The sequence below is a fragment of the Granulicella sp. L56 genome (assembly GCF_009765835.1).
Lineage (GTDB): Bacteria > Acidobacteriota > Terriglobia > Terriglobales > Acidobacteriaceae > Edaphobacter.
Window position 1 is genome coordinate 594,538 of sequence record NZ_LMUS01000006.1, and the last position, 13,077, is coordinate 607,614.

General features: G+C 59.1%; 14 protein-coding genes. 8 read left to right on the forward strand and 6 right to left on the reverse strand.

The features are described from left to right. Window positions 1-99 precede the first annotated feature (99 nt). On the forward strand, window positions 100-1,161 hold the full coding sequence (gene tilS, locus GSQ81_RS10335) for a tRNA lysidine(34) synthetase TilS (RefSeq protein ID WP_158910677.1): 1,062 nt from the start codon (window positions 100-102) through the stop codon (window positions 1,159-1,161). Between the two features lie 265 nt (window positions 1,162-1,426). After that, entirely contained in the window at window positions 1,427-3,349 is a 1,923-nt protein-coding gene (gene ftsH / locus GSQ81_RS10340) for an ATP-dependent zinc metalloprotease FtsH (protein WP_158910678.1), read from the forward strand. 188 nt (window positions 3,350-3,537) lie between these two features. Here the strand turns inward: ftsH and GSQ81_RS10345 are convergent, their stop codons facing one another. Then, window positions 3,538-4,419, reverse strand: a complete 882-nt coding sequence (locus GSQ81_RS10345) for a manganese catalase family protein (RefSeq protein WP_158910679.1) — start codon at window positions 4,417-4,419, stop codon at window positions 3,538-3,540. Window positions 4,420-4,537: 118 nt separating this feature from the next. On the opposite strand from GSQ81_RS10345, the gene lptE reads away from it, so the two are divergent. The 4 genes from lptE (at window position 4,538) to GSQ81_RS10365 (ending at window position 7,645) form a co-directional block, all read left to right on the forward strand. After that, on the forward strand, window positions 4,538-5,053 hold the full coding sequence (gene lptE, locus GSQ81_RS10350) for an LPS assembly lipoprotein LptE (protein WP_158910680.1): 516 nt from the start codon (window positions 4,538-4,540) through the stop codon (window positions 5,051-5,053). Between the two features lie 135 nt (window positions 5,054-5,188). After that, window positions 5,189-6,331, forward strand: a complete 1,143-nt coding sequence (holA, locus tag GSQ81_RS10355) for a DNA polymerase III subunit delta (protein ID WP_158910681.1) — start codon at window positions 5,189-5,191, stop codon at window positions 6,329-6,331. Between the two features lies 1 nt (window position 6,332). Beyond that, window positions 6,333-6,674 carry a hypothetical protein gene (locus tag GSQ81_RS10360; protein ID WP_158910682.1) on the forward strand — a complete coding sequence of 114 codons (342 nt, stop codon included), beginning with the start codon at window positions 6,333-6,335 and terminating at the stop codon, window positions 6,672-6,674. Window positions 6,675-6,793: 119 nt separating this feature from the next. After that, window positions 6,794-7,645: a TIGR03435 family protein gene (locus GSQ81_RS10365; protein ID WP_254060112.1), complete on the forward strand. Its 852-nt coding sequence runs from the start codon at window positions 6,794-6,796 to the stop codon at window positions 7,643-7,645. A 9-nt stretch (window positions 7,646-7,654) separates the two neighbouring features. On the opposite strand, the gene GSQ81_RS10370 is transcribed toward GSQ81_RS10365, so the two are convergent. Beyond that, window positions 7,655-8,104, reverse strand: coding sequence for a rhodanese-like domain-containing protein (locus GSQ81_RS10370; protein WP_158910683.1), 450 nt, complete (start codon window positions 8,102-8,104; stop codon window positions 7,655-7,657). Window positions 8,105-8,164: 60 nt separating this feature from the next. After that, window positions 8,165-8,440 carry a hypothetical protein gene (locus GSQ81_RS10375; RefSeq protein ID WP_158910684.1) on the reverse strand — a complete coding sequence of 92 codons (276 nt, stop codon included), beginning with the start codon at window positions 8,438-8,440 and terminating at the stop codon, window positions 8,165-8,167. A gap of 121 nt (window positions 8,441-8,561) precedes the next feature. Between GSQ81_RS10375 and GSQ81_RS10380 the strand changes: the two genes are divergently transcribed. Further along, a complete protein-coding gene (locus tag GSQ81_RS10380; protein WP_158910685.1) occupies window positions 8,562-9,647 on the forward strand; it encodes an exo-alpha-sialidase in 1,086 nt (361 codons plus the stop codon). A 120-nt stretch (window positions 9,648-9,767) separates the two neighbouring features. On the opposite strand, the gene GSQ81_RS10385 is transcribed toward GSQ81_RS10380, so the two are convergent. From GSQ81_RS10385 to GSQ81_RS10395, 3 genes are all read right to left on the reverse strand, one after another. After that, complete coding sequence (locus GSQ81_RS10385; RefSeq protein ID WP_158910686.1) at window positions 9,768-10,025, reverse strand: hypothetical protein; 258 nt, start codon at window positions 10,023-10,025, stop codon at window positions 9,768-9,770. 83 nt (window positions 10,026-10,108) lie between these two features. Next, on the reverse strand, window positions 10,109-10,678 hold the full coding sequence (locus tag GSQ81_RS10390) for a hypothetical protein (protein WP_158910687.1): 570 nt from the start codon (window positions 10,676-10,678) through the stop codon (window positions 10,109-10,111). Window positions 10,679-10,784: 106 nt separating this feature from the next. Further along, complete coding sequence (locus GSQ81_RS10395; RefSeq protein WP_158910688.1) at window positions 10,785-11,834, reverse strand: DUF2235 domain-containing protein; 1,050 nt, start codon at window positions 11,832-11,834, stop codon at window positions 10,785-10,787. 162 nt (window positions 11,835-11,996) lie between these two features. On the opposite strand from GSQ81_RS10395, the gene GSQ81_RS10400 reads away from it, so the two are divergent. Next, a complete protein-coding gene (locus GSQ81_RS10400; protein WP_158910689.1) occupies window positions 11,997-13,064 on the forward strand; it encodes an AI-2E family transporter in 1,068 nt (355 codons plus the stop codon). The last annotated feature ends 13 nt before the right edge of the window (window positions 13,065-13,077 follow it).

Here is a 13,077-nt window from a genome sequence, read left to right on the forward strand (position 1 = left end):
TGTTCCTGATCGGTTTAATCGGTGCAAATCGGTGTTAAGTATTTCCACCTTAAACAGATTCCAGGAGGCCACCGTCTCGCCGCAAGTACCATAGACCTGATGCCTCCCCCTGCACTTGCTTTCGACCGCACCAACATCAAGCCGGGCGACCGCATCTGCGTCGCCATCTCAGGCGGCGCAGACTCCGTAGCCCTCCTGCTCACCGTTCACGCCGCCAATACTGCGAAGCGAGACGCCCTCGGCGTCGGCCTGAGCGCCGCCCATGTCCACCACGGCATCCGCGCCGCCGAAGCCGACACCGACCAGCAATTTGTCGAAGCACTCTGCGCACGCCTCGACATTCCCCTCCACCTCCATAGCGCCAGCGTCCCCGACCGTGTCGCCAAAACCGGCGAGACCATCGAAGAGGCAGCCCGCTACGTCCGCTACGACTACTTCGCCTCGCTCATCGCCACCGGCGAGGCCGACTCCATCCTCACCGCCCACACCCTCGACGATCAGGCCGAAACCGTCCTGATGAAGCTCCTCCGCGGAGCCTGGACCGAGGGCCTCAGCGCCATTCACCCCGTAGTTCAAGTCCTCGGCACCCGCCCCGGCAAGATCCTCCGCCCCTTCCTCAACACCCGCCGCACCGAGATCGAGGCCTATCTCAATCAGGTCAACCAGCCCTGGCGCGAAGACTCCACCAACACCGACACCACCTACACCCGCAACCGCATCCGTCAGGAGCTGATGCCCCAGCTCCGCCAGTACAACCCCAGTCTCGACCAGACCCTCGCCAATCTCGCCGAACTCGCCCGCGAAGAAGAGGCGCGCTGGCAGGCCGAGCTAAGTCGCCTGCTCCCACAGATTTTGCTCCCCGGCAAGCCCGTCCGCGGCGGCGGACGCTCCGTCAGCACCGCCCCCGGCGAGGCCACCGTAGCCATTGAACTCGACCGCCTCCGCACCCTCGATCCCGCTCTGCGCCGCCGCGTCCTCCGCGCCGCTGCCCGCCAGCTCGGAGCACGCCTCAGCTTCGACGAGACCTCCCGCCTTCTCGCCCTTTGTGGATTTTTGGCCCTTCCCACGGTAGCCGCCCGCACAGGGGCAGCGCTTCATCTCTCCAACCAGCTCCGCGCCGAGCGCTCCCACCGCGAACTCCGCCTGTTTCTCGAGAAATAGGCCTCATCCAGCCGCAATACCTTTGGTCACAAACATCCAGAATTCAACAACCCGAATCCCCAGCCAAAGAGTAGAATCTAACTACTTGACTCGGTAGGACGATTCTCCAGGACGGCGCTTAAACGTTCTTCCCGGCACTTTCCCCTACCGGTGTCGTCTAACGATGTAGGCTTCCGGAGCTTTTGGCATTCCCGGCAGCTGGGTCCAGCAAGCGCCAGAGCGTCCCAGGGTTGCTGCAAAGACCGGAAAATAGAGGAAATTCGCTTTGAACTCGACTGTCAAACAAATTCTGATCTGGGTCTTCATGGCAACGTGTCTCTTCGTCGCCTGGCAGTTTGTTGTCAAGAACACGGGCGCGGGTCAGGACAAGGCCATCAGCCTCACCCAGCTCCTCAACGACGCCGACGCGGGCAAGATCGGTGACGTCGTGGTCAACGGCTCCGAAGTAACCGGCCACTATCGCGACGACGCCAAGAACCAGTTCCACACCGTCATTCCGGCCAACTACCCGGACATGTACACGACGCTCCGCAGCCATGGCGTCAACATCAACGTCAAGGACACCAGCGGCAGCACCTGGCTGAACCTGCTCATCAATCTGGCTCCCTTCGCCCTTCTGCTCGGTCTCTGGTTCTTCATGATTCGCCAGATGCAGTCCGGCGGCAACAAGGCCATGAGCTTTGGCAAGAGCAAGGCGCGCTTGCTCTCCATGCAGCAGAAGAAGATCACCTTCAAGGACGTCGCCGGAGTCGATGAGGCCAAGGAAGAGCTCAAGGAGATCATCGAGTTCCTGCGCGAGTCGCAAAAGTTCCAGCGCCTCGGCGGACGCATCCCCAAGGGCGTCCTGCTCGTCGGGCCTCCGGGCACCGGCAAGACCCTGCTCGCCCGCGCAGTCGCCGGCGAAGCCAACGTCCCCTTCTTCTCCATCTCCGGTTCGGACTTCGTTGAGATGTTTGTCGGCGTCGGCGCAAGCCGCGTCCGCGACCTCTTCGAGCAGGGCAAAAAGAACGCCCCCTGCATCATCTTCATCGACGAGATCGACGCCGTAGGCCGTCACCGTGGCGCTGGCCTCGGCGGCGGACACGACGAGCGTGAGCAGACCCTCAACCAGCTTCTGGTCGAGATGGACGGCTTCGAAGCCAACGACGGCGTCATCCTCATCGCCGCCACCAACCGCCCCGATGTGCTCGACCCCGCGCTCCTCCGCCCCGGCCGCTTCGATCGCCGCGTCATCGTCGATCGTCCCGACATCCGTGGCCGCGAAGAGATCCTCAAGGTCCACTCCAAGAAAGTCCCCATGGCCGAGGACGTCAACCTCAACATCCTCGCTCGCGGCACACCGGGCTTCAGCGGAGCCGACCTGGCCAACATGGTCAACGAAGCAGCTCTCACCGCCGCCCGCTTCAACCGCAAGTCGGTCCACATGTACGACTTCGAAGTGGCCAAAGACAAGGTCATGATGGGTGCCGAGCGCAAATCCATGCTCCTCACCGACGAAGAAAAGCGTGTCACCGCCTATCACGAGGCCGGTCACACCCTCGTCTCCGCCCTGCGCGAGCACTCCGACCCGCTACATAAGGTCACCATCATCCCACGCGGTATGGCCCTCGGCGTCACCGTCTACCTGCCAGAAGAGGACCAGCACACCGTCACCCGCGACTATCTCGAAACCCGCCTCGCCACCCTCATGGGCGGACGCTGCGCCGAAGAGATCTTCCTCAAGAAGATGACCACAGGCGCCGGTAACGACATCGAGCGCTCCACCGAATTGGCCCGCAAGATGGTCTGCGAGTTCGGCATGAGCAATCTCGGCCCCATGACCTACGGCAAGAAGGAGCAGGAAGTCTTCCTGGGTCGCGAGATCGGCCAGCATCGCGACTTCTCCGACGACACCGCCAAGCAGATTGACGCTGAGGTTCGCCGTTTCGTCGAGGCCGCTTACAAGTCCGCCTACACCATCCTCGACTCCAACCAGGACATCATGCACCGCATGGCCACCGCCCTGCTCGAGCGCGAGACCCTGGATGCAGCCGAGATCAAACTCATCATCGAAGGCAAGGAACTCCCCGCCGTCCGTTCCGCGCTCTCCGGCGTAGACCCCGGCAGCGGCGGCGAGCCGCAGAAGGTGCTCAAACCAGAGTCTGGCCGCAAGCCCGGTTTTGGCGAGGGCCACACCTCACCGGCATAAACCTCCAACCAGGCAATAAAAAGGGCAGCCTCTCATCAGGCTGCCCTTTTTATTGTCGCTACAAGTATCAGGATTAGAGCGGCTCCAAAAGCTAATACCCTGCAAATTATTTGTCATCCGTAAATGATTTGTTATCCTTCGCCGAAGGATCTGCTGTTCTCTTTGGAGGGCATCGTCGGTGGAGTGTCCTAATGGCCCCCCTTCTTTCCTCCAGCCTTAGGAGTGGCCGCCTTTCCCTTGCCCGAAGTCTTCTTCGCAATCGCCTTATTTTCCGGAGAAGTCGTAGCCTTCTGGGCCTCATCCTGCTTCCCGCGATCTTCCCCAGGAATCTTCCCGTTGATGTCGCCGACGGAAAGCCCTTTGCCGCCATTCAGCTGCGAATCGACCAGATGCAGTCCGTAAGAAGAAGTCCACGGCCCACGCACGTCCGTATCCCCTTCGTCGCCATTGCCCGTAGAACCGTTGAAGTACTCATCCACGATTCCCGGCGTCGGCTTCAGCATTCCAATCGAAAACGGCTTCTTCTCCAAGCTATCGAGCGCTGCCTGAAACGCCTTCATATGCGTAATCTCGCGCGTCATCAAAAACTGCAGCGTATCAATCGATCCCGGATCGTCCGTATGATCGATCAGGCGTTCGTAAACGATCTTCGCCCGCGCCTCGGCAGCGATATTGCTATGCAGGTCCACATCCAGCTCACCCGTAATCTTCAGGTAAGTAGATGTCCACGCATTCCCCATCGAATCAAACAGGTTCACCCCGCCACCACCCGCAATCGTCACCAGCGGATCGGCCTCAGCCGCCTCGCGCTTCGTCTTCAGCGGTGCCAGATGCATTCGAATCAGCGCCCCCACTACCTCCAGATGGCTCAACTCCTCGGTCCCGATATCCAGCAGCAAGTCCCGCCGCCCCAGATCGTCTACGCAGTTCCACCCCTGAATCGTGTACTGCATCGCAGCAGCAAGCTCTCCGTTCGCCCCGCCAAACTGCTCCAGCAGCATATTTCCGAACCGCACGTCCGGCTCTCCGATATTTACCGTGTACATCAGTTTTTTAATATGGTGATACATAACGAGAAACCCTCAAATTTAATTTGCGTGCCGCGTACTCTCCGTTCGATGCCCGATCCTTCCCTTCTCGCGACCGACATCCCACATCCACTTTGATGCGACAATAAAATCAACAAGAATGCGCCTCCGTACCCTTACGCTCCTCCTTCTTCTTCCCCTCGCCGGATGCGGTTACCACACCGTCGGCTCCGCCACGCACATCCCCGGCAACGTCAGCACTCTCGCCGTGCCCATCTTCGCCACCCGCGCCCAGGCCTTCCACACCGAGATGGCCTTCACCCAGGCCACCATCCGCGAGCTGAACACTCGCACCAAATACCGCATCCTCAACACCGATGACTCCGACGCCGACGCCACCCTCCACGGCACTATCCTCTCGCAAGCCGTCGCGCCGCTCACCTACGACGCCACCAGCGGCGAGTCCTCCAGCTACCTCGTCACCATCACTGCTAAAGTCCTGCTCACCGCCCATGACGGCCACGTCCTCTACCGCAACGACGCCGTCATCTTCCACGAGCAGTACCAGTCCACCCAGGACCTCAGCGGCTTCATCCAGGAAGACCCCGCCGCCGTCCGCCGCGTCGCCCGCGACTTCGCCCAGGCACTGGTAAGCGACATGCTCGAATCTTTCTAGCTCCCTAACCTCGTCCATCGTTACCACTTATCTACTTTTGCCCTCTTATCGCCTTACAAATCGGTAGAATCCCGATTAGGCTTTCTCCGTAACCTGTGTCACCCGCGTAAATCTGCGGTCGGTCTTTCTCTAACGATGCCCACTTCACTTCGCAGCTTTGCCAGCACCGACCGCTTCATCGAAGAGATCGCCTCCTCGTCCCTTCGCGCCGGCTACGTCCTCATCGGTGACGAGATCTTCCTCTACGACCGCTGCCGCAAAGCCGTCCTCTCCACCCTCGCTCCCGCAGAGACCCGCGACTTCTGCCTCCACGACCTCGACCTCGCCGAAACCAGCATCTTCGAGATCCTCGACCGCGCCCAGACCCCATCGCTCATGGCGCCCTTCCAGGTCCTCTTCGTTCGCGGCCTCAAAGCCCTCTACGGACGCGGCAGCAAAAAAGAAGAGTTCGCCGCAATCGATGCCTACTTCCGCTCGCCCAACCCTTCGGCCCTCATCCTCTTTGTCGCCGACCACCTCCGCATCCCCACCGACCTCCGCAAGATGGACTACCAGGACAAGGAGCGCTACGAAAAGATCCGCGAGACCCTCGGTGACTGGTGCGGCTTCGTCGAGCTGGCCCGCGTCGAAGACATCGACGCCATCAAATGGGTCACCACCACCGCCGAATCGCGCTCCGTAAAGTTCGACCCCGACGCCGCTCGCGAGCTCGTCGACGCTCTCGGCGCCGACATGATGCTCATCGCCAGCGAGTTCGAAAAGCTCCTGCTCTATGTTGAAGGAAAGAACCGCGTCACCCTCGGCGATGTAGAAACCATGGTCCTCGCCGCCAAGCAGCGCTCCCTCTACGAGCTGACCGATGCCATCTCCGCCAAAGACCGCCCCCGCGCTCTGCTCCTGCTCCACGGCCTACTCAACGCCTCCGACGGTGGCGAAGACGCCGCCATCGGCCACCTCTACATGCTGGCCCGCACCTTCCGCCAGATGCTCATCATCTCCGAGAAGAACGTGCGCGACAGCCGAGCCATCTGGCAGGCGCTATGGCAAGGCTTCCGCATGCCGCCCTTCGCCGCAGAAGACCTCATCAAGCAAGCCCGCCGCTACAAATCCCGCCGCGACCTCACCCGCGCTATCCGCTTAGTAGCCCGCGCCGACCTGGAACTCCGCTCAAGCCCCGCAAACAAATTATTGGTCTTAGAACGCCTCATACTGGACCTCTCCACCGAACCCAAAGCCAGCACCTACGAACCCTCCCACCAGTTCGCCATGGAGCTGTAGGATGAAGTCGAACGATAAGTCCAATAAGAGTCTAAAAATTACGGGCGGCGCAATTGGCGTAATTGGTGCCGTGTCTGTTGGTCAATGGCCAGATCATGCTGTTCCCTTTCAAATGGCGCTTTACTCAGGAATGGTGCTTATACCGTTCTTATTTGGATTTTGGAAAGATAGGCATCGTGCAAATTTTTGGACAGGGGTCGGCTTACTGATTTTGTTGCACTGCGTCACCCTGATTCTCATTCACTCATACTTCCCATTCAGAACAATACTGCTCATTCTTCCAATAGTGTTGATTGAAGGAACAATCCTTGCCATAGTGATGCTTAAAAGTCTGGGATATTGAAATAAAAGATGGAAGCATAAGAGCGGGTGCCCCATATCTCGATTTTGAGATGTGGGCATCGTCCGAAGGACGACCGCACTCCTGTCTTCAACCTATAATCACTCCCCTTTTGGCGTAAGATGAAAACCACTCAAACGAATCTCTCCGAGAGTGAGTATCAGACCATGCTTCGACAGATCATCCTTGTGGCTCTCATTGTTTCGACATCCGGAATACTCGCACAGTCACCCGCACAGTCACCCGCTCCGCGCCCTAAATTCGACGCCTTTGAAGTAGCAACCATCAAACCGGTGGAACCCGCCGACAAGACCCCGCGCTACATCAAGATGGAGGGATCAAATCGCTTTGTCGAGAAGTACTACACCCTCAAGCTGATGATCGCAGCCGCCTATGACCTCAATCCCAAGACCATCTCCGGCGGCCCATCCTGGGTCGACTCCGATCACTACGACATCCTCGCCCTCACTCCCGGCGAAGTCCGGCCCTCTCATGACGAGCAGATGTCGATGCTCAGAAATCTACTGACCGACCGGTTCAAGCTCACATTTCACCGCGAACAAAAAGAGTTCTCGATCTTCGAATTGGAAGTCGCCAAGAGCGGCCCCAGGCTCAAGAAAAGCACAGCATCTCCAGACGATCCCGCCGCACTCATCAGCACCGTCTATCCGCAGCGTATCCTGCTGCCCGCGCGCAACGCGACCATGGGCGACTTCACCTCTCTGCTGCAACGCGCCCTGCTCGACCGCCCGGTCGTGGACAAGACCGGCCTCACCGGCAAGTATGACTTCGATCTGGAGTGGGCTCCTGACAACTCTCAGTTCGGCGGAGACATAGCGGCAGCCTCACCAGATGCCCCAAGCCCGCCCTTCTTCACTGCCGTCCAGCAGCAACTCGGCTTGAGATTGGTAGCAACCAAAGGCCCGGTTGATGCCCTCGTTGTCGATAAAGCGGAACGCCCCACCGATAACTGATCGAACAGGCTAAACTTCCGTATCCAGCCGAAACGCATCTCGATAAGGCTCTACCGGATACCCCTTAGCCTTCCACGCTCCAAAGCCGCCTCGCAGAATCTTCAACCGCGAAAAGTTCAGGCCCAGCGCCCGCTGCAAAATCTCCTTGCTGGTCTTGTCATCGGGACACGTACAGTACACCACCGCATCTTCTTCCTTCGGAATCAGCAACGGATTCGCCATGACCTCCTTCGGCGGAACCCGCGTCGCCCCCGGAATCAGCTCGGAGTAGGCCAACAGATCCAGTGGCTGACGAACATCGAATATCCGCACCTTTTTGTTGGTCGCCAACAGATCATGCAGCGCCTCCGGCTCAATCGTGTGCTGTTCGAGTTCACGCCGTTCTCGGCCGCGCTTGATTCTGCCGCCGACAAAAAGGGCAAGACACAACGCCGCAACGCAGATAGCAATGAGCGCCATTCACAGTCCTCCTTGCAGTCGTATCTATCTGATTGTCCGAAAACCGAAAGGATTCGCCAATCAAACCACTGTCTTCCGCTCCCGGGCGCGGTGCAGGATCGTCATCGAAAGATAGGCGCCAATCCACGACCCTACCGCCGCAAAGCAAACATACACCCAGTTCTTCGTATAGCTGATAACGGCAAACGCCGAAAGCAGATACCACACGCTGCTCCACGTCGCCGCCGGCACGCGCCGCTTCGCCGACACCGCCGAGTTGAACATCACATAAACCGCATCCGTGGCAGCAGTAGACACCATCACCCCGCACGCCAGCCAGGCATCAAGACGCACCATGATCCACACCTCCTCAATCAATTTTCAGGGAGCCCAATCTCGACCTTCGCCAACGCTGTCAGAATACCCCTAACAACGACGTACCTCACCACTTAGAATTTTCTTGTGATAAGCCTTAACCATGGCCTGCTCACAAAAGCTGCATCTCCTCTGCGTGGCTATCCTCATCGCTCTTTCCCCGCTCGCCCACGCAAAGCCTGCCACAATATCGAAAGAGTTCATCTACACCTCAGCACCCTTCCCCTCTGCTCACGCCTCCACCCTCGTCCAATTGCGCAACGGCGATCTGCTCGCCGCATGGTTTGGCGGATCCCACGAAAACGCGCCCGACGTCGCCATCTGGGGCTCTCGCCGCGCAGCAGGCCACTGGTCGGCGCCCTTCCTGCTCATTCGCGAGCCCAACATCGCCTGCTGGAACCCCGTCCTCTTCCACACCACCGACGGCAAGCTCTGGCTCTACTACAAGTTCGGCCCCAGCGCCCGCACCTGGACCGGCGCCCGCCTCGTAAGCAACGACGACGGCAAGACCTGGTCGCAATCGGAACATCTTCCCGCCGGTCTCCTCGGCCCCATCAAAGACAAGCCGCTCGTCCTCGCCGACGGCACCATCGTCAGCGGCACGTCCGTCGAAAGCTACTCCTCCTGGGCCGCATGGATCGACCGCAGCACCGACAACGGCAAAACCTGGCAGAAGATCGGCCCCATCACCGTGCCATCACAGAGCGCGCCTCCGCCGCAGCCTCCAATCGACGCAAAGGAAAACGTCCACGGAATCATTCAACCCGCCATCGTATCGCTCGGCAAAAAGCATCTCCGCCTCTACGCCCGCTCCACCTCCGACATCGCGCGCATCTGCGTCGCCGACTCCTTCGACAATGGTTTCACCTGGACCGAGGCCCACCCAACCGACCTTCCCAACCCGAACTCCGGCATCGACGCCGTCGGCCTTCGCGACGGACGCATCGTCCTCATCTTCAACAACAGCACCAAGGACCGCAGTCCACTCAACGTAGCTATCAGCTCCGACGGAGAGCACTTCAAAATCTTCGCCACCCTCGAAGACGAGCCAGGCGAATACTCCTATCCCGCCATCATCCAGGACAAAGACGGCGAACTCGACATGACCTACACCTGGAATCGAAAGCGCATCAGCTTCGCTTCGATGCCCTTACCTCCCCTGCCGTCCACGCATCGAGACGCGCCATGATCTACACTTTCTCAATGAATTTTTAAGGCTCGAAATCAGATTTCACCACGCACCAGAATACTCCGCAAAACAAGGTGCCCTGTCTCCATTCAGAGACAGGGCACCTGCGCAACAGAGACGTTACTGCGGGCCAGCAGCCGCCTTCGCAGCTTCCCGATCTGCCTTGTCCTGCGCCTTATCGGCCTTCTTCTTCTGCTTCGTCTTCAGGGCCTTGCGCTCGGCCTTGTCCGCCTTCGCCTGCGCCTTGTCGGCCTTATGCTGCTGCTTCAACTGTTTCTGAGTCTCATGCGTCTCATCGACATTCGTCTGGGCAAAGCTCGTGCCGCCCAGCAAGAACGACAACGCAAGCGCCGCAGTAGCTGCTTTATAAAATCTCATCGTCATCTCTCCTTACGCTTCTTTTGGATGGCAAACAATCACAGAACGATGGCTCAGCAAAAATCTCAACGAGCTACCCTGCACTACTGCGCTTGTTTGCCGTTGTCCTTAGGCAACTCAAGGTAGACGAGAGCAAAGCGAGTGGAGCCGGCATGAGATTCATCAATCCCCACGATACGAAACTGATGGGGAGAGCCCGCGCGGATTTCGTGATTTGTGGAAGAGTAAGAGGCCTTATTGCCACTGTCTTTCAAGTCGCAGGTCAGACCGCTGCGCGTCACGGTGAGCGCGCCCACCGGCTTGCCGTGGTCGCATTCAAGAACCTGCCCATAGTGCGAGAGTGGCTTGCGATAGAAATTTAAAACCTGCTCCGGCGAATCCTTCGTCACATAATTGATCGCCATCAGGCTGAAATGAAAATCGCCGAAGCTTAGTCCCAGATCGCCTCCCGAATCGTCGTCCTTGCCTTTGTATAACGTGGCTCCGGGATAGACAGGCAAGCCGATCCCCGCCGCACTGGCATGAGAGTTGGCATGAAGCTCAATATCGCCGTCAGGCTTCTGTCCGAACGTTGCTACGCTGCCACAAAACGAGATAGCCACTAACACGGCCATCGCCGACCAAGCCGATGAGAATCGAATTCGCAGAGGCATAACTCTCCTATCCACAGCCGAAGTATCAGTAGGTACGCCGTGATGAAAGAGAATGTTCCGCAGCTCTTGAACCCCCGTCAAATCACTCATTCGCTTCGCAGAACCGTCAGGCCAGCACATCGACCACCTGATATCCCTTCAGCTTCCCCTTCGCCGTTACAGTCAGGTTCTCCGGCCGATACGCTGCCACCTTGTCCAGACGCGCCTGCACCGTATTGGCCATCACCGCATTGTCCGGAACTTCGCGATGTTCCGGAACGCCCCAGGGAACAATCTTCCACTCATCATGCACCGCCCCCTGCGCATTTTCAGGATCGACGTTCAGATACTTCGCCATGGCATCGTCGCTGAACACGAGCCCGCACTTGATCGCGTTCTTCATCATCCAGCCCAGCGTAATCTCCGACAACTGGCAATCGTCATAGCCTCCGCCGATGTCGCAGTGGACGCCGGAAAACCACACCTGCTGCACCTTATCGTCATTGGCCCGCGGCGACCCGTCCGAGTTCGTCCACAGCGTAGGCTTGAACTGCGCGCGCCGCTCGTCGATGCAGACCGCATGATAGGCATTCTTCACACACGGATGCAGCGACGTATCCAGGAAGCCATACTTCTGCTGATGCAACACGCTGAAGAGTATGCCCGGCACACCCAGCGACCCCACCGTGTCCCATACCCCAACCATCCGCACGTCGGCCTCGGCCAGCGCATACTCCGTATTCAAATCTGCCTTCATGCTGGCCCGCAGCTTCGGATCGGTCTGACGGTAAGCCGCGAAGATCTTCTGCACGGTCATATTGTCGAAGTTCTTGTTCGGCACACCGAACCCTGCGATCATTCCGCCCAGGCTGCGCGCCGTATACGCTCCACGGCTGAACCCGAAGATGTAGATCTCGTCTCCCGGGTCCCAGACATAGGCCAGAAACTCGTACCCATCCTGCACCTTCTCGAACAGCCCATCCCCCATGGCACCGCCAGCCAAATGGTCGATCGGTGTGCCATCGGTTCCCACTCCGCTGTCGTAGTACCGCATCTGGTCCGGAGTATCGGCCAGCGCGCAAAACAGTTTGCGAACATTCGTATCGTTTGCGAAAGCTCCGACGCCATGAGACGAGTTCCACGTCCCATCCGCGCAAATGATGATCTTCTTTGCCATCTCATCCTCCTGCTTCGGGGCCCGGGAAAAATAATCTTACCTCGCTCGGCGCTGCAATTGAGATAAATTAGCGGAACGATGACCCTTCGCGACGAATAGCCGTCTGAAGCATCTTACTCACTGCAAGGTCACATCCGTCACTCATCCCAGGGAGTAGAGCTAATGCCGTCCAGCCACGAAGAAACGACATGGAAGCAGATCACTTTTTATCTTCTGACCCTTGCCATCCTCGCCGTCTGCGGTCTTCTGCTCTATCCCTTCTTCACTGCCATCCTCGGAGCGATCGTCCTGGCCGTCATCACCCAGCGCCCGTATAACTGGCTGGCCTCAAAGATCAGGCACCGCTCCACCGCCGCCGCTGTCGCAGTCATCCTGGTGATGCTCGCCGTCATCGTCCCCGGCTATTTCCTCGCGCAGAACATCGGCAAGCAGGCCCTCACCGCCATCAGCGCCCTGCGCGACGACGCCAGCCAGCAGAGGTTCAGCGAGTTCATCGGCAGCCATCCCACCCTCGCCTCCGGCATCGAAACCGTCTCCAACTCCATCGACCCCGGCCACGCCGCTCAAACCACCGCGGCCTACGTCGGCAGCAAACTCGCCGGTGTTCTCGGCAACTCTTTCCGCGCCCTCACCCAGATCGTGGTCATGGTATTCATCCTCTTCTTCCTCTTCCGCGACCGCGATCTTGCCCTGGCCTTCCTTCGATCTCTTCTGCCGCTCCGCGAAGATGAGAGCCACGAACTCCTCGAAAGATTAGGCGATACCATCTACGCCACCGCTCTCGGCAGGCTGGCCGTCGCCGGAGTGCAGGGCGTCCTCGCCGGCTTCGCCTTCTGGGCGCTCGGAGTCCCCGGCATCATCCTCTGGGCTTTCTCCACTGCTGCCTTCGCCATGATCCCCGCCTTCGGAGCCTTCCTCATCTGGGGTCCCATCGCCATCTACCTTGGCATCTCCGGCCATTGGGGAAAGGCTCTGCTGCTGGCCATCTGGGGAGGCGTCATCGTCAGCACCATCGATAACTTCCTCTACCCCATTCTGGTCGGCACGCGCCTGCGCAGCCATACCGCTACCATCCTCATCTCCATCCTCGGCGGCATCGCCGTCTTCGGCATCACCGGAATCATTCTCGGCCCGGTCACCTTCACCATCGCCGCGACGCTACTCGAATTCTGGCGCAACCGCACCCATGCGCCGATCGAAATCACCGACGCATCTTCCAGGCACTCCTAGCAGTATCGACATA